The sequence below is a fragment of the Paenibacillus sp. FSL R5-0473 genome (assembly GCF_038004565.1).
Taxonomy (GTDB): domain Bacteria; phylum Bacillota; class Bacilli; order Paenibacillales; family Paenibacillaceae; genus Paenibacillus; species Paenibacillus amylolyticus.
In genome coordinates this window covers 5,525,836-5,547,573 of the sequence record NZ_JBBORL010000001.1, presented here as the reverse complement: position 1 = coordinate 5,547,573, position 21,738 = coordinate 5,525,836, and the positions used below count along the sequence as shown (strand labels likewise).

Genomic DNA, 21,738 nt, shown 5'->3' with positions numbered 1-21,738 from the left:
AAATATCCCTACATAATATAAACGGTAAAAATGTAAAAATGTTTCTCTTCTGATATCTAATTATCAATTGATGGAAGAAAACATGATGTGTGATCGCAAATGGGATGAATATTTCTCTTTTTATTTTCAATGATGTAATTAAATTTCATATAATGTTTGACTTGTGAAATTTAATATCATATACTGGGTGAAATTATGGCAGGATGACGTGTTCATCGGGTCTTGCAGGAGGTTGGAAGTGGATGGATACAGGCAGCTATCCGATGTGGGAGAAGTATCGTTTGAAGCAGGAGCATCTGGTCATCGGACTAATGTCAGGAACGTCACTTGATGGAACTGACGCGGCACTGGTGCGTATTCAAACCGATATGAGCGGGGCATTACAGCAGATAGAGCTGGTTGATTTCGTCTGTGTGCCGTATTCGAATGGATTGAGAGACGTACTGATCCGGTTATGTTCACCGGGGACGGCGCGTGTCGACGAGCTGACAGCCGCGCACTTTGGTGTATCGGAGTGGTATGCGCATAGCGTTACGGAACTGATGCAGTCTGCCGGTATCTCAACGCAGCAGGTGGATGTGATTAGCATGCATGGACAGACGGTATGGCATGCTCCTGTAGCATCTGCATTTCCAGGGCCAACGGGAGCAAGTATTGATGTGGTATCGACATTGCAGATCGGTGAATGTGCTGTCGTTCGAGAACGGACAGGACTGCCAGTGATTGGCAACCTGCGGGCAAGGGATATGGCGGCTGGTGGGGAAGGTGCCCCGCTTACGCCTTATGCGGATGCTCTGATGTTCCGCAGCCCGACGGAAGGACGGCTAGTGCAGAATATCGGCGGCATTGGCAATGTCACGGTGCTTCCCTCCGAGTCATCTACCGAAGGTATTTCGGCTTTTGATACAGGACCGGGTAATATGGTGATGGACGCCATTGTGCGGCAGGCAACGGATGGGCGGCAGCATTATGATCCGAATGGAAGTATTGCCGCACAGGGGAAGGTCGATCAGGGTCTGGTAAACCTGTGTTTGGAGGATGAGTACTTCAAAAGGCTTCCGCCGAAAAGTACCGGGCGAGAAGTATATGGAGCCGCGTATGCAGTGAGACTGATGGAGATGGCCGCAACGCGTTCCTTATCCCTTGAAGATACGCTGGCTACTGCCACCTGTCTGACCGCGGAAACCATCGTGCGTGCAGTGAAGGATTTTATCCTGCCCAAGGTGCAAATATCGGCCATGCTCGCGTGCGGTGGTGGCACTTCCAATGCCACGTTAATGGAGATGATCCGTCAGAGACTACCGAAGGATATCCGTTTGGAGCGAACGGCAGATTATGGTATACCCGATGATGCTCGGGAAGCCATTGGATTTGCTTTACTTGGCCATGAGGCACTTATGGGAAGAACCAATACACTTCCGGCAGTAACCGGCGCAAAACACTCCGTAATCTCGGGCAATCTCACACTTTAGTGAGACCTGACTTTAATATGAGTTCAGTTATGGAAGAGCGAGGAATTCGATTAGACGCGAGTGGAATTATAAGATAAAATGCTTGTACATGAATGCAGTACGGAAAGGAGGAGCGAATGGAAGGCATGAAAGGTGGACTTGTACGTTTACGCGCATTAATGGATGACTTGACCCCGTCCGAACGGAAGATCGGAGCTTATATTCTCGATCACCCTCAAGAAACTGTTCAATCCTCGGTGGCCCAGTTGTCTGAACGGAGTGGAGGCAGCCCAGCTGCCATTATCCGTCTCTGCAAATCACTAGGTGTAACGGGTTTTCAGGAGCTGAAGCTGAAGATTGCCGGAGATTTGCAGACGAGTGAGCCATATCAATATACGGAGATTCGTCCCCAGGACTCCATGGAGAGCATTATTCAGCATGTGTCCGCAAACAATATTCAGTCGGTGAAGGATACGGTTCATATTCTGGACCCACGTCTGGTGGAAAAAGCCGTGGACGTGCTTCATCAGGCGAAACGGATCTTTTTCTATGGAGTGGGGGCCTCCAACCTGATTGCGCTGGATGCACATTACAAGTTCATGCGAATCAATCGCACAAGCTTTTCGTTCGCCGATCCGCATATGCAGATTTCGTCCGCAACGACGCTTCGTGAGGATGATGCGGTTGTATGTATCTCGTATTCAGGGGAGACGTCAAACGTAATCTCCTGTATCAAGCATGCTCATGATGGCGGTGCAGCGACAATCAGCATTACCAAGTGGGGCAGCAATACACTCAGTAGTATGGCGGATGTGCCCCTGATGATTACTTCCACCGAAAGTGATATTCGAAGCGGAGCAACTTCGTCACGGATTGCACAGCTGAACGTGATCGACATTTTGTATCTGGCGATTGCCAGTCGGGATTACAACCAGTCGGTGGAGTATTTGGAGAAGAGCCGACAGGCTATTCTGGAGCACAAGTGAAGTAAAACCATATGAATCCCTTTCTGTTTATGCAGGAGGGGATTTTTTGACGGATTATATCCGCTTTTAGAATAAAAAAATAAAAAAAAGAGCCCAGACTAATGTCGGACTCCTCTCTTTCAACCTCTAATAATCCCCCTGTATGTCTCAGGAAGGCCCCGCAATGGCGCTACGGACAAATCCATCAGCCAGATTAAGCCTGTGCTGTGCTTCTGTTGCGTCCACACCTGCCATCAGCATGACGATTGCCGTTTTTACATGACCGTCTGCACCGGTAAAAGCCTCTTCAATATCCGCTTCATTTGCTCCGGTTGCCAGATGTATCATGCGTTTGGCCCGATGGACAAGCTTTTCGTTCGAAGGGTTCAGATCAACCATGAAATTACGGTAAACCTTGCCCAGACGAATCATGGCGGTAGTGGTGAGCATATTCAGAATCATTTTCTGGGCGCTGCCTGCCTTCATACGTGTTGAACCCATGACAACCTCTGGGCCGACAACAGCCTCAATGCTCACATCAGCCAACAGGGTCATCGGCGTGCCTGCATTATTACTCAGGCTGATCACCGTAGCCCCGATCTCCTTGGCGTGCCTCATCGCACCCAGCACATACGGCGTTCGTCCACTGGCTGCAATGCCAACCACAACATCGTTTTTGTCTAAGCCATGTTCATCAAGGTCGGCAGCTCCCAACTCCTCATTATCTTCAGCACCTTCAACCGGGTCCTTCACTGCCCGGAATCCCCCTGCAATAATACCCTGCACCATGGATGGCGGGGTTCCGTAGGTAGGCGGGCATTCCGAAGCGTCAAGTATTCCTAATCGTCCACTGGTACCTGCGCCTACATAAAAAAGCCTGCCGCCAGACTGAAATGCCTCCAAGATCCGATCCGCAGCTTGAGCAATGACCGGAATGAGGGGCTGAATGAGCTCCGCAATCCGTTGATCTTCCTTATTAATGAGTTCCATAATTTCTGCCGAAGGCAATTCATCTATATGATCCGTTAGTGGATTGGGTTGTTCTGTTAGTAGTGAATTCAGCATGTGATTCATCCGTATGGCCTCCTTCTCTCTTTTAAAATGATTCATTCAGGGAACGGCGTTGTCTTGCCAGTTGTGCTGCGCCAACCGCTGGAGCGGGGGCATCTTCATGATATACAAAGTCCAACTCTTCATAATATTCAGATAGTTTGTGAATAAATGTATTTCGGAAAAGTACAGCGTATCGAAACAGTGATCCGGACAGGACAACCGGAGTGGATGCAAATTCGGGATGACGTGCAATCAGCGCCTTGGCGGTATCCGCCAATTGTGAGGCTTCGTCAATGATCAGTGCGCGGGCGGCCTCATCTCCGAGTTCAGCAGCTTCTATAGCTAGGCGGGCGATGGATGCGGTCTCGGTTTTGCCCCAATCCGTCTGATACACTCGCGTCTTTAGCTCCGATATATCCCGAAGGTTCAGATTCTTTAGAAGAAGAGGGGTTAAGCGGGTTGGAGGAAGAACACCGTCATAACTCTGCATAACCACTTGGAGTGCACGCTGCCCAATACGATAGCCGCTCCCCTCATCTCCGAGCAGATGACCCCAGCCTCCTGCACGGTATCGCTCTCCTTCCAGCGTAAATCCGTACACGATGGACCCTGTTCCAGAGATGCATAATACACCGTGCGTATGTCCGAGAGAGGCCATCAGAGCAATCTCTCCTTCGGATACAACCCAGACTGGACAACCTTCTGATGCCTGTTGATTACGACTCTTCATATAGTTATTTACTGCTTCGGCTATAAGTTGCCGTTCTTGGATCGTATCTACACCTGACATACCAAGGCATATACCCTCACAATTTGTCGATAAATCACTTATTAGATTAAATAGCTGTTCCAGCACTCGTTGCAGTTCGGAAATGGCCTGTTCAGTGGATACGCTGTGAGGATTCGTGGGACCGCCGCTGAGTCGGGCAAGAATTTCACCAGATTCAGAAATGACTGCTGCATCAGTATTGGTACCGCCTCCATCTACGCCTACATATACTCGCAAAGTGGCTCACCTCGCTTGCTTGGGTTTTCTTTTTACATAGTATAGTTGCATGAAAAGAAAAAGTAAAATTAAATTTTATAATAAAAAATAATGTTGAATTTTTATTTTACAACTCATATAATGAATTCAATCTACAATTTTGGAAGGAATTAATACTGTTAATGTCAATTAAGTTGACGTTAATATTGCATTTAAGAGATTTAGCCTGCGACTGGCAGGCCAAATCTACAGGGGAGGTGCTTTTCCTTACTGCCGCGTGTATAGGTGGATGGTGTTTGAAGGCCGAACGATCACAAAGGGGTAGCATGGTTAGGCAATGAAAGAATCGGATGATGACATGCAAAGGAGATGAAGGGATGAAAAAGAAGGGTCTGGTATGGACGATGTTGTTGATGATGGTCTGGGTTACTGCCTGTGGGAATAGCGGAGGTGCTGCTCCGGATGACCCGAATGCCGATGATACGGTAACGGTATGGACCTATCCTGTACATGGCACATATGAAGATGAACTGAAGGGTCTAATCTCTGATTTCAATAAAGAACACCCGAACATTACCGTGAAGACGGAAATGCTTTCCTGGGCGGAAGGGCCCAAAAAATTCGATGTCGCTCTGAACGCAGGTAACCCGCCGGATCTTTACTTTCATAGCGTAGACGGCACATATGTGAATACGGGATTGGCACTTGAGCTGGACAGCTACCTGACACCTGAGATCAAGGACGACTACCTGCCAGGTACGCTTGATTTAGGCCAGATTCAGGGGAAACAGTATGGACTGCCTTTGTATCAATTCCAATGGGCTTGGGGTGGTAACAAACGCATTCTGGAGGAAGCGGGCATTGATTGGAAGTCCATTCAACAAAATGGCTGGACCTGGTCCGAATTCAACGATGCTGCTGCCAAGCTGACCAAAACAATGGATGGCGGGGCCAAGCAATATGCACTGGTTACCGACGGAACCTCGCTTGACTTCATTGAAATGCTGTCTCGTAACAACGGGATGATCGATGTTCTTGATAAAGACGGCACGTTCCAATGGAATGATGGTCGCATTCTGGATACCCTCTCTTTTATCAAAAACCTGATGGATCAAGGGTATATGCCGAAGGAAACGGCGGCTCTCGCTCCAGCGAAACGGACGGATATGTTCTACGCGGGGGAAACAGCGATTATTTCCAAAGCGATTCCTTATTATGATGTGATGATTCAGAATCGCAACAAGGACATCGATGATGGCAAGGTGCAGGGAGAGAAGATTGATTTTGTCCTGTTGCCTGTACCGCATAATGATGATCAACCTGCGGCCACAACGATGGGTGGGGAAGGGTATGTAGCCTTCAAACAGAAGAAGGACAAAGGCGAACAACATGCCAAAAATACGTTCCTGGTCATGGAGGCGCTTAGTGGTGCCAAAGCAGGGAACTCGGCCAATGAACTGGCGCTTCCATTCGTAAGACAGTCCCAGGTGGATCTGTTTAAAGGAAAAGAGCTTGGTCAACCGGATAATCTGGCTGCTGCAAAAGTCATGGCAGAGAATATCGCGATGCCGGTTGTACTGGAACTGGATATCGACAAAGCATCTCAGCAAAAACAATTCAAGGAACAGGTTGTGAAGCCTAATATTCAGGCGCTGTTCTCGGGTGAAAAGTCACCGGAGCAGATCGCAGAAGACTTCAAGAGCAAAGGCCAGCAGATGTTTGGACAATAACTCGGACAATCAAACATAACGTAAAACCACACTGATTAGGAGAGGAGGATTCGCCATGCAGACCGCCCTCGCGCCAAAATCGTCAGTGCCCCGGACTTCCCGGGTTGCCCGGTTTTGGCGAGACTACGGGTGGGCGTATTTGTTTATTTTGGCGCCTGTCCTGCTGTTTCTCATTTTCACACTGTATCCCGTTCTGACGGCTCTTGTGATGAGCTTCCAGAAATACAACATTATGAACTCAACGTGGGTAGGGTTGGATAACTACGAGCGACTGGTGAAGGATGAGACGTTCTGGAAGTCGATTAAAAATACAGTCATCTTCACCGTAGGCACAGTCCCGGTCAATATTCTCATTACATTTGTACTGTCCTATTTCATCTATCAAATGAAAAGCAAATGGCAGACATTTTTCAAAGCTACCATGTATCTGCCTGCGGTAGCCTCCGGGGTGACTATCTCCATTGTATGGCTGGCGATCTTTGATCCGACGGATTCAGGACTGCTCAACCGTTTCCTCGGTCTGTTCGGCCTGGACCCGGTAATCTGGCTGGGCCAGTCGGGAACGGCACTCTTTTCTCTCATTCTGATGAACTGGCTTGGATCGCACGGAGCGGGCATTATTCTGTATCTGGCAGCCATGGGTGGTATTCCGAAATCGCTGTACGAAGCGGCGGATATTGATCATGCCAGCGGCTGGACCCAGTTCAGCAAGATTACATGGCCGTTGCTCAAACCAACGACGCTGTATCTGCTCGTCACGGGTGTCATTACATCCTTTCAGGTGTTTATCTCGGTATATCTGATGACACAGGGTGGACCAAACTTTGCGACAACTACAATCGCTTATCTGATCTATGAGACGGCATTTAAATTCTATGAGTTCGGATTGGCTTCGGCTCAGTCGTTTGTACTGGCGATTATCATCATTGTCATCTCCGTCATACAGTTCAAATATTTCTCCAGCGATATTGAGTATTAGAGGTAGTTCAAAACACGTACGATTAGAGCACGTTGCATTAAGCATCCGGGGGTGAATGAAATCCATGAAATCAACACAGAAAAAGATACTGCTCGTTGTTGCATCCATTCTGCTGGTGGTCTGGGCGCTGGTGACGGTCATTCCGATGTATTGGATGCTCGTTGGTTCGGTGCAGGATAGTGCAATGTCGGCTTCGTTTAAACCACAGATGATTCCGGAGCAGTTGTCGTTATCACCATATGAGCGCTTTTTTGCCAAAACCGATGCCTGGCGCTGGTTATACAATTCGCTGCTCATCTCGATTATTCTGACCGTCACAAATGTATTCTTCGCCTCCCTGGCGGGATATGCGTTCGCCAAACTGAAGTTTCCGGGTAGTCAGGCGGTATTCTGGACTTTGCTTGGGACCATGATGATCCCGGCGCAGGTGACACTGATTCCTTTGTACATTCTGATGGTCAACGTGTTTGACCTGGGAGATACGTATACGGCCATTATTCTGCCTGCTGCCGTTAGTGTGGGCAACATTTTCTTGATGAAACAGTTCATGTCTACGCTGCCCACATCGCTGATACATGCGGCACGTATCGATGCATGTAGTGAATTCGGTATCTTCTGGAAAGTCATTCTGCCGATGGCAAAGCCGGGAATTGCGGTGCTGGCGATATTCACGTTTGTAGCTTCGTGGAATGAATTCTTCTGGCCGTTCCTCATTACCAATTCCAACGAGATGCGTACCATTCAGGTGGGGCTGGCCTCGTTTGTATTTGCCGAATCAACGGACTTCGGCGCAATGATGGCGGGGGCTACAATAGGTGCGCTGCCCATGATCATTCTGTTTTTCTCACTGCAACGTTACTTCCTGCAGGGCATTACGATCGGTGCAGTTAAAGGTTAATTCCAATATATGTTCAACTAAACATTTACACTATAACGGAGAGGACAGAAATAACCTGAAGAAGCGAAAGCGTTCGCCTAAAAGCTTTCTAAAAGAAAGCTACATCGGAAGCATACGCTATCACCGGATTTCCCCTTTTATAAAGGAATCAAAGAAATCTGGGGATAACAGCGATCGGAAGGTTGTTCTGTCATCGGAGTGCAAGTGTAAATATTCGTTAGTTGAACTTATATAGTTCAGGACAAGCGACAACGTAAAGGGGGATCTACCTATGGCACGCGTGGAGTTTCGCCAAGTGCGCAAAGAATTCAAAGACGATCATAAAGGAACGTTCACGGCTGTGGCCGGCTCGGACTTTGTTATAGAAGATAAGGAATTCGTAGTGTTTGTGGGTCCTTCGGGCTGTGGCAAGACAACGTCACTGCGGATGATTGCCGGACTTGAAAAGCAAACAAGCGGTGATATTGTGATCGGTGACCGGCTAGTTAACGATCTGCATCCGAAGGATCGGGATATCGCGATGGTGTTTCAGGATTATGCACTCTATCCGCATATGACCATCCGTGAGAATCTTTCCTTTGGACTGAAAAACCTGAAAAAGCCAAAGTCCTACATTGATGAACAGGTGCAGAATGCGGCCTCCATTCTGGGACTGGAAGCTATGCTGGAGCGCAAACCACGCGAGCTGTCTGGTGGTCAGCGCCAGCGTGTTGCGGTGGGACGGGCGATCGTCCGTGATCCGCAGGTGTTTTTATTCGATGAACCACTGTCCAATCTGGATGCCAAGTTGCGGGTACAGATGCGGGTGGAGTTGGGTGAGCTGCATAAACGTCTCGGTGCCACGATTGTGTACGTGACGCATGATCAGGTAGAAGCCATGACACTTGGGGAACGCATCGTGGTCATGAATCATGGAGACATTCAGCAGGTGGCTTCACCAAAAGAACTGTATGCGAGTCCGCGGAATATGTTTGTTGCCGGATTTATCGGTTCTCCGGCGATGAACTTCATTGATGCCCGGATTGAAGGCACGCAGGTTGTCGTGGACGGTGCATCATTCACCTTGCCAGTAGATGTGCTCGCTCGTCTTCAGAGTCATCAAGGCAAGCCGGTGATTATGGGTCTGCGTCCAGAGCATATTTTTGGTGATGATGTCGCTCCGAATATCCCGACAGACCATATGCTGCAGGCACGAGTTCAGGTTGTAGAACATCTGGGCTCCGAGAATTTGGTATATTTCCATTCCGGTGCCCGTACTGTTACGGCCAAGGTCCACCCGGAAACACATGCTTATGTAGGTATGGACAAAATTTTTGTACTGGACCTACGTAAGGCGCACTTTTTTGATCCAGAGACGGAGCTTGCGATTGGACGGGAGTAAGAGACGATGCCTGGTGAAGAAGGAACGGTGAGAAAGGGGAGAATAAACATGCGTAAGCTGAGTGAAGTATTGATCAAGTCGGGTGCGGAAATCTATCGGGATATTATTTCGGTGGCCTTGTACAGTGTCGTTAGCTCCATCGTATTGGTTCCCATTCTGATGTTTGCTCCGCTGCCGATCGCTATACTGCTTCTGGCTTTGATGTATATGCCCATCCTGTTCGGTGTTTGTTATGCCGTGCATCACAGATTGGAACGTAAGGAACGGCGCAATGGACTTAAGGATATCTGGGTCGGAACATTGAAGGGAATAATCCCGGGAGGATCGGTGGGTGTGCTTTTCGCGGTGCTAGGCTTCATTCTATGGTCAACTTGGTGGTATTACGGTGGACAGGGTGGAATTACAGGTACAGCAGTGGGTGTATTCCAGACGTTCTTTGTTCTCATGGCGCTGATGTCACAGTTCTATACCTGGCAGCTTGTTTTACAAAAAAACATGGGCATCGTTCAGGCGATGGGGGAAAGTGTAAAGCTGTTCTTCCGTCACCCGGGGTACACGATGGGCGCTTGTTTTCAGGCCATGTGCCTGACGGCTCTGCTGATGCTGACTGTCGTTGGTTTCGGAGCGCTGTTTGGAGGTATGTTTGCCATTTATCAGCATAAGGTTACTCTTAATGTGCTGGAGCCTGAAGAAGAGCCTGTCGTAACAGGTGGTAATGATCACCAGCATACAGGCTGGGTCAGCCAGGGGAATGTGTGATGGGTCAGTTGAATGGGACCGAGCAGATCCCGGCTGTAAAAACGGGAGTTGATCTTCTGTCCAGAGGGTTATCGCATCCATGGATAACAGGTAACCTAATCGGTCTAATTACAAACCCGACTGGTATTACAGCGGATTTTGTATCGACAATAGATGTGTGCGCCGGACTGGCTAATACCGAGCTTACAGCGCTCTATGCCTGTGAGCACGGACTGTATGGAGAGCTTCAGGCGGGTGTCAGATTCGGAGACATGTTTCATCCACGTCTGGACATTCCGGTGTTCAGCCTGTATGGAGATTACAAGAAACCTATGCCTGCAATGCTGGCTGGAGTGGATACGGTGCTGTTCGACATTCAGGATGTGGGTATCCGTTATTACACATATGCCTCAACCTTGTTCCATATGATGGATGCCTGTGCTGGAGCAGGCAAACGTATGCTCATTCTGGACCGTCCCAATCCGCTAGGTGGAAACGTTGTGGAAGGCGGCGTACTGAACGCGGGGTATGAATCACTCGTTGGCGCTTGGCGTGTACCTGTACGTACCGGATTGACGATAGGTGAACTCGCCCTGATGGTCAACAGCGAGATGGATGTACCTTGCGAATTGGACGTGGTTGCCATGGAAGGATGGCAGCGCTCCATGGAGTTTGCGGATTGTGGGCTTCCCTGGATGTTACCCTCTCCCAATATGCCCACGCTGGACAGTGTGCGGGTATATGCGGGTACGTGCCTGTTCGAAGGCACTAATGTATCGGAGGGCAGGGGCACGACCCGCCCATTCGAGTGGATTGGGGCACCCTGGGTTGATGGTGAGCGTTTGGCGGAACGATTTGGGGAATACAAGCTGGAAGGTGTACATGTGCATCCAGTGTACATGTCCCCAACATTCTCCAAACACGCAGGTGAGCTGTGTGGTGGCGTAAGGATTTTTGTAACGGACAGCGGGAAATTCCGGGCGGTAGAGACAGGGTTGGTGCTTTTGCATGAACTGGTGTCACTCTATCCGGAGCAATTCTGCTGGCTGGAGCCACCAGAGCCGGGTTCAAGGTACTTTATCGACCTGCTGGCAGGGGGGAAGGAAGTCAGGGAAACGATTCATGACCGCGCGGAATTCATTCGTTTAATGGATGCGTGGAATGTACAGGTAGCGGAATGGAAGGAGCGGCGAAAGCCGTTTTTGTTATATGAATGAACGGATGTTTGTTAGCGGAGGGAGGCATGAAATGAGTGGGCCAAAAGAGTTATATCATTCGAGGCTGAAACAGATGACCTTGCGTGAGAAAGTCGGGCAAATGCTACTTTGTGGTTTTCATGGAACCGAAGCTGCTGGCGATGTGGAATCCTTTCTCCGAATGTATCCAATCGGTGGCGTAATCTACTTTGCTCGCAACGTTGAGTCGCCAGAGCAGGTAGAGCGGTTATCGTCAGGGTTACAACAGATTGCCAAAAGCAGCGGTAATGTGCCGCTCTGGATATCCATTGATCAGGAGGGCGGCATGGTTGCACGAATTACCGAAGGAATCGCCTTGATGCCTGGACCAATGGCCATTGCCGCTGCCGGTTCCATTGACGATGCATATCAGGCGGCATATATCAGTGGGTTGGAGCTGAAGTCCATGGGCATTAACATGAACTTTGCTCCGGTATTGGATGTAAACAATAACGCGGCCAATCCGGTCATCGGTGTACGATCATTCGGCGAATCTCCACAATCCGTTGCAGAATATGGAGCCAGAACCATTGCGGGAATACAGGACGCTGGAATTGCAGCGACAGCCAAGCACTTCCCGGGGCATGGGGATACGGATACCGATTCCCATCTGGACCTCCCAATCATCACTCATGATCGTGAACGGGTAGAGCGCCTGGAGTTGATTCCATTCCGAGCCGCTATCGCCGAAGGTGTCGATGCCATGATGTCGGCGCATATTTATTTTCCTGCACTGGAGCCAGAGCGTCTGCCTGTAACGCTATCGCAAACCGTATTAAGCGGTCTGCTTCGCCAGGAACTGGGTTATCAGGGCATGATCGTGACAGATTGCATGGAGATGGATGCCATTGCCGTGAACTATGGCACTGTCGATGCAGCCGTAATGGCGGTAGAGGCCGGGGCAGATCTGGTGTTAATTAGCCATACGGCTAAGCTTCAGGCAGAGGCATTTGATGCGTTGTTAGCAGCTGTGAGGAGCGGGCGGATTAGCGAGAGACGTATTGATGAGTCGGTGAATCGCTTGCTGATGTACAAGGCGAAACGTGGTTTGTTAGAGAGTGAAACGGGTGGTGCAGGTGATGAGGAAGTGTATGGCGTAGTATCGAATGCATCATTGCCAAAGGCATCAAACGCTCCTGCTCTATCCAGTGGGTCGGAGCGCAACAGTTCATTACACCAAGAGGTTGCTCGCCGTATTAGCGAGAACAGTATCACACTGGTGCGCGATCAGCTGAATATGCTGCCTTTGAAGCCGGAACGCACGCTGGTCATAACGGTTGCCACGTCCGTGACGACAATTGCCGACGAACAGCTGACTCAGACGTTCACCTTGGGCTCAGCCTTATCCATGTATGGTCTGGATGTTGTCGATCTGACGGTCACGCCCGAGGAAGTCGCCATTCGTTCCGCACGTCTGCTTCAGGCAGCGGAAGCAGATGACATTCGGCAGATTGTGGTGGGAACCTACAATGCGGGAAGTCCCTCCGGCGATCCACAGTGCAGGCTGATTGGTTGGATACAGCAATTGGGCAAACCGCTGGCTGTTGTGGCATTGCGAAGCCCCTACGATCTGCTGGCGCTTCCGGATGCCCAGGTCTATGTAGCGGCTTACGAGAGCCGGCCACTTGCCATGGATAGCGTCGCTCAGGCGCTGATGGGGCGCATTCCTTTTGCGGGGAAACTTCCTGTAACATTAAAGCAGACAGATGATGAAAGAGCGGATGTCTCCTAGGCAGTAATAAGAATATGAGTAAAACTACCTTTTGCAGGATGGAGAAGAGATGGATTGTGGGTTGAGCGAAACGGAAGTGTGAGTCGTTAAAATGAGAACATATACAACACAAAGAGACGATCCTTTAAAGGACCGTCTCTTTGCTCATTATAAGCTATTAATTATAGATTATTGCAATTGCAGTGCTTTGGCTGTCTGTGTCTCAACTTCATCCAAAAGTGAAGTCATGTCCATACCTGCGTGGTTGCCAAGCAGGATAATGGTGATATCATCGGACAGATTACGTGAAAAGGCTGTGGCAAACCCGCCACCACTACCGTTGTGGAAGACGGTACGGTTTGCGCCATTCTCTTTAAGAATCCAGGCGTAGCCATAGTTTTTATCAGAATAAGGCTCATACATCTGTTCAATCGTATCCTGGCTTAGAATCTTGTCCGTATACAGCGCACGATCCCATTTCAGCATATCGTCCACCGTGGAATAGATGGTTCCTGATCCGGATTGAGACACATAGTAAGGTGCAGTTACCCATGCGTTATCTTCTTGAACAAAACCACTAATCGTGTGCACTTTACGGGAGGCCTCTCCCGAATTTTTCATACCAAGTGGTTTCAGTATCGTCTGCTGCACGTAGTCGGCATAACTCATGCCAGATACCTGTTCAACGACGTATGCAAGTAAAACATACCCGCTGTTGCTGTACAGATAGGCACTTCCTGGTTCAAACTTCAGCGTTTTGTGGCGAATCTCCTCTACAGTCTCTTCCATAGAAGTTCCTTCACCCCGACCAAATGCGGATGGCAGACCTGAAGTCTGGGATAACAGCATATGCAGCGTGATCTGATCTCCCTTTGGTATACCAGAGATATACTTGGAGATCGGATCTTGCACATTAATCTTACCATCCTCCACGAGACTCAGAATGGACGCGGCCGTGAAGGATTTGCTCAGCGATGCGATTCGGGTCTTTTGATCCGGTCGATTCAGCGTCTGTTCATCGGCAAGTCCGTAGCCTTGCTTTAGAAGTACTTCACCATCGCGGGCGATCAGAGCCATACCTGGATAGTTGATCTCGCGCAGATATGTATCGACGCTGGCAACCTCGCTGTTCAGCATGCTGACTTGATCAGTGACCATACTTACACTCATCTGCCCCGTGGCTGTACGTTGGACCTTGATGTCTGCTTTGATTGCATTAGCCATGGCTCGGACAGGCACCATCAACGTACCGTTAACGGTACGTGAATTCACACCTGTAGCCAGATCGACCTTGTTTACTTTAATGGAATTGCTGCCAGCCTGATGGATCAGCTTGTCTCTGCCAACGGTAATGGTAGCCGTCTTCGTGCGATTATCCCATTTCAACGTGCCTTTGACCGATGTGACCACATCCCGCAGTGGAACAAACGTTGAACCTTTGATGATAAGTGGTGCGTTCTTCCAGGATTGTTGCTCACCATTCACTTCAATGTGAACTGCTTGCGTCGCCTGCGCTGCGGATGCCGTAATACCAGCTTGTCCCAGAATCGGGCCTGCACACAGGATGAGCGCTAACAGAATGCGGAACATGGATGAATATACAGTGGAAACATGTTGCCTTTCATTTGCCTTGCGTAAGATTTGAATCCTCTCCTTCCAATCGTTTCATGAATAACCAGCTTATGAGCATTGTAAACGATCTCGCTAAGGGGGTCAAAACGAATAGAAGGATTAGGTGAATCCATCTAAACTGATCGAAAAGATTAAATTTATTCTAATTTAGTATCTATACATAATATTTTTACAGCGATTGTCCGATAAAAGGATGGGTGAAGATTATGATGGGGGATAGTTATATGAAGAAAAGGATTCGAAATTGGTTTACTTTAACCGTAAAAAAACGCCTGATCGCTGCATTACTCCTGTTCCTGATTGTACCGAGCATTACTGTTGGTTGGTTGTCTTATCAAAAAGCTGCTGACCAGGTTAAAATGGAAATTATTCGTTCCGCACAAGCCAAAACAGAAATGCTTAGTCTGCAGATAAATCAAATGCTGGATATGGAGAAGGATAACGCAGCACAGATGGCTGCGGGTATTACTTCAAACGATATTATTAATAAATCCCCTGCACTGCAAAGGCAGATGGATCGGATGTCTCAGAATCATAAGGAACTGGGTGTACTCACCGCAGGTGCGGAAGATGGCAGCTGGATGAAATCTCCTGATCCCGGGGAACAGATCTATGATCCACGTGAACGTTCATGGTATACGATGGGCATGTCCCAGGACGAACCTGTAATCTCGGATACGTTCCAATCGGTCACAACAGGTGAATGGGTTGTAACGGCAGCTGCCAAGCTGGCTGATGGCAAAGGGGTATTCGGGGCCAATGTCAGTCTCAATCATCTGAAAGAATCCGTTGATCAGATACGTATTGGTAAAGAAGGCAAACTGTACATGCTAGATAACGGGGGTAAATTCCTGTTCCACTACAATATTGAATCCGGTACACAGTCGGATGAAAGCTACATTAATGAGATGTATACGAAAGAAAGTGGAACGGTGAAGTATACATATGATGGTCACGAAGTGGAAGCTGTGTATTTCACCAATCCGGTGACAGGTTGGAAAATTGTTGGCGAGATGGTTCCTTCCGAAGCAAGTGAAGCGGTAATGCCTATTTTGATCCGTGCAATTACAATTGTGGCATCTGCATTGGTTATCGGGTTAATTCTGCTTATATTCATTATCCGCAGTATTCACCGGCCATTGCTGCAATTAACGCAGGCAGCATCCAAAGTAAGCGCCGGGGACCTCACCGTTCGGGTAGGTTTACAGCGCCGAGATGAGTTCGGACAGCTCGGGGAAAGCTTCGACACGATGACGACTTCACTACGTAGTGTGCTTGGAGAGGTGCATGATACATCCAGCCAGCTGGCGGCATCTTCTGAAGAACTGATGGCGAGTTCCGAGCAGACATCCAAAGCCACAGAACAGGTGGCTGAACTGATGCAGGATGCAGCTGCGGGAACGACTTTGCAGAACAATAGTCTTGCTGCTACAGGTCAACTCGTGGGCGAAATGTCCATTGGAGTCAAAGAGATCTCATCAAGTGCTGAAGATACCGCTCGTATCGCTCTGGATGCATCCACTAAGTCGGAAGCAGGTATGGTTACAGTAGAAGAAGCGGTTACCCATATTCAGCAGGTGAATGATGAGAGCAAAGCCATGTCTGTGGTCATCGAGGATCTGCGCGCGAAAAATGAAGAGATTCTTGTGATTGTGGCCGAGATTACGGCCATTGCCAAGCAGACGAACATTCTTGCATTGAATGCATCCATTGAAGCTTCAAGAGCTGGCGAGCAAGGGCGCGGATTCGCGGTTGTAGCCAACGAAGTGAAGACACTGGCTCACAGTTCAGGCGCTTCAGCCGAGCGGATTAATGAGCTTATGCATGAGATGCAGGAGAAAACCAATGCGGTGCAATCCACTTTTGCCCGTACGGGAGAAGGTATGGTGAAGAGTTCGCAGATGGTTACAGAAGCAGGCGAAGCATTCAATATCATTCGTACTGCGGTACAGTTGGTGGCTGCACAAGCTGGAGAAGTATCCACGGCTTCCCGTCAAATTGATGGGGGCATGAGTCATATCAACAAGGCAGTAAGTGATACAATGGTTCTGTCAGACAGAATTGCCTCTGGAACGGAAGATGGATCAGCGGCTGCTCAAGAGCAGTTGGCTACAATGGAAGAGGTTGCAGCTTCTTCGGCAGCATTGTCACGTATGGCTGAAGATCTGCAAAGCATGATTGAACGGTTTAAGTTGTAACCGAGATTGAAATGAGACTGCAGGGTTGCGACCCTGCGGTCTTTTTTCTGTTGAACAAGGGGCATCCGTTATGTCTTTAAACACAGCATTCTTTTCCGTTATATTGACATATAACAAACAAAAATATATTATATCTATAAATAAACAAACATTATTATAAAATATTTTATTAATATACGGTTGGAATGACCATACAATGATAAAAAGGAGCTTTTACATGAAATTATCGGAATCCTGGTTGCAAACAGCTTCATTGGAAGAGATCAAGCGTGGTTATATGGAGGAGGGTCCCGCCTATATATGTGTCTGCTGCGGATACAGGACGGAATCGGGGATTATCTATCCTGAAGAAGGAGTGCTCTATGAGGCAGCCCGTTATATGCGAGTGCATATTGAGAAGGTTCATGGATCGGTATTTGAATATTTGCTGGAGCTGGATAAAAGCGTAACCGGATTGTCTGATGTCCAGCGGGGCTTGTTGTCACAATTCTATGAAGGCAAGAAGGATGCTGAAGTACAGAAGACCCTTGGCATCGGGAGTGCTTCCACCATTCGGAATCATCGGTTTGTATTGAAGGAGAAGGAACGGCAGGCCAAAATATTCCTGGCATTAATGGAACTTCTCAAAAGTAAGGATACACAGGCTCCAGCCGAATGGGTATCGCCGGTGACAAGACATGAACATACGATCCATCCGAACTCATTTGATATCACAGAACAGGATCGGGAAAAGGTGCTAAACAAGTATTTTCCAGAGGGTACTGGCGGTCGGCTGACGACGTTTCATATGCAGCAAAAACATAAATATATTGTGCTCACCGAAATTGCCAAACGATTCGAGACAGAGCGCAAATATTCCGAGAAACAGGTCAATGAGCTGCTGAAGGAAGTTCATGATGATTACGTGGAAATACGGAGGTATCTCGTCGACTATGGTTTGCTGGAACGTGAGCCAGACGGCAGTCAGTATTGGCTGGGAAGCCACGCAGATCAACAGAGCGCCGAAGTTGGAAAACCGGAGCGCAAAGCAAAGGGGGAGCAGGAGAAGATGGATCGTCGCAAAGAATTACAGGAACAGGCCAAAGAAGTCAAAACGGAAGCGGGCGTCTACCAGATTCGGAATGAACGTAACGGCAAAGTTTATATCGACAGCACACTTAACCTGAAAACTATTAACGGACAACGGTTTATGTTACAGATGGGTAGCCATCTGAATCGAAGATTGCAGGCTGAATGGAATGAATATGGAGAGAATGCGTTTGTGATCGAGGTGCTGGAGACATTGAAACAAGACGATAACCCGTATAACGATCCCAAAGATGCACTCGCCAAATGTCTGAATCGCTGGTTTGAACAGTTAGAGCCCTACGGAGATCAAGGGTACCACGGAGATAAAAAGCAATCGGTTTAACTCCGTTATTCCGGACCAAACCCCTCTTATTCAAGCGAATGCATAGAATTGCTTAATTTTCTCAGGCTTCAGGGATCATCATGAGTTCCAATAATTCTATTGTGCAGTTGGACAGCTGTAGAGGCTGTAATCGGAGGTATTGTTGTAGAAAGCATCTTGCTAGCATCCGTTGGTTTGCTTGGTGGAGCTTTGGTTGCCATTGGACTGATCCCGGCTATTATTTCATTGTCCCTGCGTCGCCGATCTGCAGCTGCGGAACGAAATGGAGCGTAAAGTACCTTCTTTCTCAGAAATGAAAATACCGCCTGAGCGTTGTTGAATAACGCTTGAGCGGTATTTTCATACTCATGGAGAACATTGCATTGCGTTTTTTTAAGTGCAGCATACCGTGATAGTTCATTCAGACGCCCCAAATACAAGTTCACCCTATGGGAAGTCAGTTGTGCACCTCGAACGAATGACTACACGGTAATGTCTCCGCACCAGCGAGTGATTCCTTCATTTATGGTTTGCATTGGATTTGGATCGGATAGAAGAATCGCCCAGGCAATATGCCCATCCGGCCGAATAAGCGCCGTGTGGACGTCGTTCCAATCCGCGTCAGCCTCAGCCAAAGAGGCATGTACAACTTGAAGGTTGTTATACGATTCCCATTGACCGCTATTCTGTTCATTAGAATGGAAATGCAGCAGAAGAAAAGTACCTTTGTGTAGTAACGGATAGGCGTTGATCAATTGCCCGTCTTTCAGCTTTAAGCTTAGATCCTTAAAACGTTTCCCATTTAAAGGATGGGGAGGTGCTTCGGCGTCTGGAGCATAATGTACATCCATTGCGGAAACTTGTGCGGCGATTTGATAATTTGCCTCCGGTATTTGAATCAGTTTAGCTAACATGCTTCGAAGTTCCGTGATAGGGGGAGTCACGTCCAGAAGCAAGGTTTGGACCTCGGTATTCCGGAGCAAGGCCGTATTCCATGGAAAGCGTTCGGCATGATAACTGTTCAATAGCCAGTCCGGAGCCCAGCCTTTGATTGCTCCTGCAAGCTTCCAGCCTAAGTTCATCGCTTCTTGTAAGCCAACATTCATTCCCTGTCCACCAGCGGGAAAATGAATGTGCGCCGAATCTCCCGCCAAGAACAATCGACCATTCCGATATCGTCCCGCTTGCCGCGTCGCATTTCCGAAACGGGACATCCATTTCACATCGTTCAATCCCAGGTCGCTTCCGGTCGTACGGATGAGCGATGAACGAAACTCTTCCAATGTAACGGGCTCATCCTTAGAGATGTTACTTCTCTCCATATCGATCATCAAGACCCGATACATATGATCATTGATCGGCATGATGCTGACCAATCCTTTTTCTGTAATCCGGGATATGACACTCATAGGAGCCAAATCAGATAGAATGGCATCCCCCAGAATTGCCGTGAAGGTCGCATCTGTACCTTCAAATGATATATTTGCATGCTTGCGAACCAAACTTCTGGCTCCGTCTGTACCTACCACATAAGCTGATCTTAACGTTGTTTCTCCATGAGTTCCTGCGATCTTAACGTCAACCCCATCCTCATCCTGGTGTACAGATAGAGCCTCAACCTCTCTCCAGACCTCTGCGCCAAGGCTAAGCGCCCATTCCTCCAACACCTTCTCCGTTTCACTCTGCGGTAAAAATAGAGTGTGATTGGAAGAAGAATCCAAAACGGTGAAATCCAAAGGAGTTTCTAATCCGGCGAAATGTCCTCTCGAAAGTAAGCGGCCTTGACTGATTAATTGTGATTTCACTCCACGCATATCTAATATTTCAAGAGTTCGGGGATGTACGGTAAGCGCGCGTGAATAAGGGGTTGTCTCTTTTAATCGCTCAATGACGCAGACCTTTACACCGGCTAATGCCAATTCCCCAGCCAGCATCATGCCGACAGGTCCGCCACCAATCAGGATGACTTCATATTTCATATCAAAACCCTCTTTTCTTATACATTATGGGAAAATCACGATAGCGTCTATTTCGATAAGCCATTCAGGATCGGTTAGTGCTTGAACGCCTATATACGTACTTGCTGTCTTCGGCCAGTTAGGGCCAAACACATGAAATCCTGCCTCAAAAATAATCGAAATCAATTCCGGGTTGTGGTTTACAACAAAAATATTCATTTTTACAATGTACAAGGGATCCGCTCGCACGGCTTCCAATGCATACTTAAGGTTGGTGAACACTTGAATCGCTTGCGCGTAATAGTCCCCTGAACCGACCAATAATCCTGTTTCATCTACAGAAACCTGACCTGAGATGAAAGCCAATTTGGAGGCAGTAGTCACCACGACATGAGAAATTACAGATGTAACCTTATCCGTCAAGGTCTTCGGATTTACGACTTCCATAGGCAGGTATGCTCCATTTCCATATTTTATAAATTTCCTCTTGAAAAGTGGACAAGTATTTCCGTCAAACCTCCTTCATCAATTATTGTTTCGTTAGAACCTTTTTTATTGCCTGTTAAAACAAGTGTGATGAAAATTATATATAATTTTAGTTTCATACAAAACAATATAACTTTACTTGGTTTCTATTTACCATGTCAACCCCAATCCCAATATGGGTATGCCCATATGTTTCTCAGAGAACAATCTATGATATAATAAAACAAATAAGTCGAGGAGCCAGCATAATGATGGATACTGCCAGTAAAAACAAAACGGCCATTCATGAATTTTTCGTTCAGTTTCTTGAGCAAAAAGAGCAATATGAAACCCGAATAACTGCCTCATACCTGGAGGATATCCGGAAGCATATTGAATCAGAATTCAGCTTGAATATGACGGAACTGCACACCATTGCATGCATCGGAGAGCAGGAGCCGATCAATCTCACTTCCATCGCGGAGAGAATCAATTTAAGTAAAGGAAATACCTCCAAGATCGCAAATAAATTACTAAAGGCAGGTTGGGTGCGAAAATCCCAGTTCAACGACAACAAAAAGGAAGTGTATTTTCGGCTAACGCCTATCGGCAAAAAGCTATTTGCTGCTCATGATGAGCTTCATACGAAGGAAAAGCAAAGAATGTACGAATTTTTGGAAAGATATAACGAAAGCGAGCTCGAATTTATTAAACGGCTGTTTGGAGATATGGTGGACTTCTATCGGTAACGTACCCAATAAATTGTTGTACATAGGTTAGACATCAATAACAATTGGGGATACAGTTCAAGTGGGAGGCTGCTTATAATTAATTCATCGGGCGGTCTATTAAAGTGAAGAACTGACAGAAAACAAGACATGCACAAAGTATGCAGAAAACAAAGGAACCGAGGGCAAGAATATTACACGCTTAACCTCGTCCGCAAAATGCAATATTTTAGCCAAGTAT

General features: G+C 47.8%; 18 protein-coding genes. 13 read left to right on the top strand and 5 right to left on the bottom strand.

Annotation, left to right across the window (positions count from 1 at the left end; translation table 11 throughout):
- The first annotated feature begins 242 nt into the window (after window positions 1–242).
- Window positions 243–1,472 (top strand): anhydro-N-acetylmuramic acid kinase, encoded by a 1,230-nt coding sequence (locus MKY28_RS24305; RefSeq protein ID WP_340937266.1) that lies wholly within the window; start codon window positions 243–245, stop codon window positions 1,470–1,472.
- A gap of 125 nt (window positions 1,473–1,597) precedes the next feature.
- On the top strand, window positions 1,598–2,437 hold the full coding sequence (locus MKY28_RS24300) for a MurR/RpiR family transcriptional regulator (RefSeq protein WP_340938033.1): 840 nt from the start codon (window positions 1,598–1,600) through the stop codon (window positions 2,435–2,437).
- Between the two features lie 147 nt (window positions 2,438–2,584).
- On the opposite strand, the gene murQ is transcribed toward MKY28_RS24300, so the two are convergent.
- Window positions 2,585–3,490, bottom strand: coding sequence for an N-acetylmuramic acid 6-phosphate etherase (gene murQ, locus MKY28_RS24295; protein ID WP_340937265.1), 906 nt, complete (start codon window positions 3,488–3,490; stop codon window positions 2,585–2,587).
- 22 nt (window positions 3,491–3,512) lie between these two features.
- The gene (locus MKY28_RS24290) at window positions 3,513–4,475 is read right to left on the bottom strand and encodes an N-acetylglucosamine kinase (RefSeq protein WP_340937264.1); all 963 of its coding nucleotides are present in this window, start codon (window positions 4,473–4,475) and stop codon (window positions 3,513–3,515) included.
- A 356-nt stretch (window positions 4,476–4,831) separates the two neighbouring features.
- On the opposite strand from MKY28_RS24290, the gene MKY28_RS24285 reads away from it, so the two are divergent.
- The 7 genes from MKY28_RS24285 (at window position 4,832) to nagZ (ending at window position 13,147) form a co-directional block, all read left to right on the top strand.
- Window positions 4,832–6,184 carry an ABC transporter substrate-binding protein gene (locus MKY28_RS24285; protein WP_340937263.1) on the top strand — a complete coding sequence of 451 codons (1,353 nt, stop codon included), beginning with the start codon at window positions 4,832–4,834 and terminating at the stop codon, window positions 6,182–6,184.
- Window positions 6,185–6,239: 55 nt separating this feature from the next.
- Window positions 6,240–7,163: a carbohydrate ABC transporter permease gene (locus tag MKY28_RS24280; protein WP_036616502.1), complete on the top strand. Its 924-nt coding sequence runs from the start codon at window positions 6,240–6,242 to the stop codon at window positions 7,161–7,163.
- Between the two features lie 64 nt (window positions 7,164–7,227).
- Entirely contained in the window at window positions 7,228–8,061 is an 834-nt protein-coding gene (locus MKY28_RS24275) for a carbohydrate ABC transporter permease (RefSeq protein WP_017691096.1), read from the top strand.
- Between the two features lie 271 nt (window positions 8,062–8,332).
- The gene (locus MKY28_RS24270) at window positions 8,333–9,442 is read left to right on the top strand and encodes an ABC transporter ATP-binding protein (RefSeq protein WP_340937262.1); all 1,110 of its coding nucleotides are present in this window, start codon (window positions 8,333–8,335) and stop codon (window positions 9,440–9,442) included.
- Between the two features lie 48 nt (window positions 9,443–9,490).
- Window positions 9,491–10,201 (top strand): hypothetical protein, encoded by a 711-nt coding sequence (locus MKY28_RS24265; protein WP_340937261.1) that lies wholly within the window; start codon window positions 9,491–9,493, stop codon window positions 10,199–10,201.
- Entirely contained in the window at window positions 10,201–11,397 is a 1,197-nt protein-coding gene (locus tag MKY28_RS24260; RefSeq protein WP_340937260.1) for a DUF1343 domain-containing protein, read from the top strand. Before MKY28_RS24265 ends, MKY28_RS24260 begins: the two co-directional genes overlap by 1 nt.
- A gap of 31 nt (window positions 11,398–11,428) precedes the next feature.
- Complete coding sequence (gene nagZ / locus MKY28_RS24255; RefSeq protein WP_340937259.1) at window positions 11,429–13,147, top strand: beta-N-acetylhexosaminidase; 1,719 nt, start codon at window positions 11,429–11,431, stop codon at window positions 13,145–13,147.
- Between the two features lie 168 nt (window positions 13,148–13,315).
- On the opposite strand, the gene MKY28_RS24250 is transcribed toward nagZ, so the two are convergent.
- Entirely contained in the window at window positions 13,316–14,716 is a 1,401-nt protein-coding gene (locus MKY28_RS24250) for a serine hydrolase (RefSeq protein ID WP_036616509.1), read from the bottom strand.
- 266 nt (window positions 14,717–14,982) lie between these two features.
- Here MKY28_RS24250 and MKY28_RS24245 point away from each other — a divergent pair, with 266 nt between their 5' ends.
- The 3 genes from MKY28_RS24245 (at window position 14,983) to MKY28_RS24235 (ending at window position 18,640) form a co-directional block, all read left to right on the top strand.
- Window positions 14,983–16,956 (top strand): methyl-accepting chemotaxis protein, encoded by a 1,974-nt coding sequence (locus MKY28_RS24245; RefSeq protein WP_162158995.1) that lies wholly within the window; start codon window positions 14,983–14,985, stop codon window positions 16,954–16,956.
- A gap of 217 nt (window positions 16,957–17,173) precedes the next feature.
- On the top strand, window positions 17,174–18,367 hold the full coding sequence (locus MKY28_RS24240; protein ID WP_340937258.1) for a DUF2087 domain-containing protein: 1,194 nt from the start codon (window positions 17,174–17,176) through the stop codon (window positions 18,365–18,367).
- Window positions 18,368–18,466: 99 nt separating this feature from the next.
- Window positions 18,467–18,640, top strand: coding sequence for a hypothetical protein (locus tag MKY28_RS24235; protein WP_340937257.1), 174 nt, complete (start codon window positions 18,467–18,469; stop codon window positions 18,638–18,640).
- Window positions 18,641–18,828: 188 nt separating this feature from the next.
- Here the strand turns inward: MKY28_RS24235 and MKY28_RS24230 are convergent, their stop codons facing one another.
- Window positions 18,829–20,325, bottom strand: coding sequence for a monooxygenase (locus tag MKY28_RS24230; RefSeq protein ID WP_340937256.1), 1,497 nt, complete (start codon window positions 20,323–20,325; stop codon window positions 18,829–18,831).
- A 24-nt stretch (window positions 20,326–20,349) separates the two neighbouring features.
- Window positions 20,350–20,751: a RidA family protein gene (locus MKY28_RS24225; RefSeq protein WP_340937254.1), complete on the bottom strand. Its 402-nt coding sequence runs from the start codon at window positions 20,749–20,751 to the stop codon at window positions 20,350–20,352.
- Between the two features lie 290 nt (window positions 20,752–21,041).
- Here MKY28_RS24225 and MKY28_RS24220 point away from each other — a divergent pair, with 290 nt between their 5' ends.
- Window positions 21,042–21,518 (top strand): MarR family transcriptional regulator, encoded by a 477-nt coding sequence (locus tag MKY28_RS24220; RefSeq protein WP_036673216.1) that lies wholly within the window; start codon window positions 21,042–21,044, stop codon window positions 21,516–21,518.
- The last annotated feature ends 220 nt before the right edge of the window (window positions 21,519–21,738 follow it).